1 protein-coding gene is annotated in these 1053 nt (G+C 64.7%); it reads right to left on the reverse strand.

Going from position 1 to position 1053, the window contains the following annotated elements:
* Window positions 1-958, reverse strand: a 958-nt coding sequence (locus RS85_RS00020; RefSeq protein ID WP_046011368.1) for an IS481 family transposase, incomplete at its 3' end; no start/stop codon positions are given.
* Window positions 959-1053 lie beyond the last annotated feature (95 nt).

The following is a 1053-nucleotide window of genomic DNA, read 5'->3' on the forward strand; positions in this document are numbered from 1 at the left end:
TGTTCTTCCCCGTGAGGTTGTGAACGCGGTCTGAGGGTGTTTGGCCGCCGATGCCGGTGTGGGGTCTGTGGTGATTGTAGTGATGGAGCCAGGCGTCGTAGGTCGCTGCGCGGGCTTCGTCGCTGTCGTATGAGGCGGCGTATGCCCACTCGGCCGCGAGGGTGCGGTTGAAGCGTTCGACCTTCCCGTTGGTCTGGGGCCGGTAGGGGCGAGTCCAGCGGTGTTTGATCGTGCCGAGCGCGGTGGCGAAGTCGCGGGAACGGTAGCAGGAGCCGTTGTCGGTCATCACGGCGGTCACGGTGATCCCGGCGGCCTGGAAGAACGCGTTCGCGCGTTCCCAGAACGCGGAGGCGGTCTCTTTGCGTTCGTCGCCGAGGATCTCGGAGTAGGCCAGCCGGGAGTGGTCATCGACGGCGTGGTGCAGGAACGCGTAACCGCGGCCCTTCTTCTTGTTGTTGCGGTTCCCGACTTGCCGACCCAACATGCGATGCCCACCCCCATCGGGGATGCGCCCCTGCTTCTTGATATCGACGTGCACCAGCTGGCCAGGCTCGGCGAGCTCGTAGCGGACGGGCTTCGCCTTCCGAACCCGGACCCCGGTCGATTGGTTGATATGGGTCAGTAACGGCATCTCGAAGCGGGCGAGAACACGTCCGACCGTCGAACGATTCAGGCACAGATGAAACGCGATCCGGTGCGGCCCCCACCGCCGATTGACCCGCAATCCGATGATCCGGCGTTCGATGCGCTGCGGAAGGCGCGAGGGCGACGTCCGGGGACGTGAGCTGCGATCGGTCAACGACGTCCCGACCCGATATCGGTCGGCCCACCGTTTCGCGGTCGCGGGTGAGCATTGGAACCGTTCCGCCGCGCGTCGAAAGGACCAGCCCCGTTCAACGATCAGGACCGCGAGACGACGACGCCCCTCCGGCGTCAAGGGCGCGTTAGCGTGAGTCACGAAGACCTCCGTGTGTGGACAGTGAGTGTGGTAACCCACATCCTGCACGGAGGTCTTCGTTACCTCAGACGTTCACAACGTGTCGGGGAAGAACA

The sequence above is a fragment of the Microbacterium sp. SA39 genome, assembly GCF_000967865.1.
Taxonomy (GTDB): domain Bacteria; phylum Actinomycetota; class Actinomycetes; order Actinomycetales; family Microbacteriaceae; genus Microbacterium.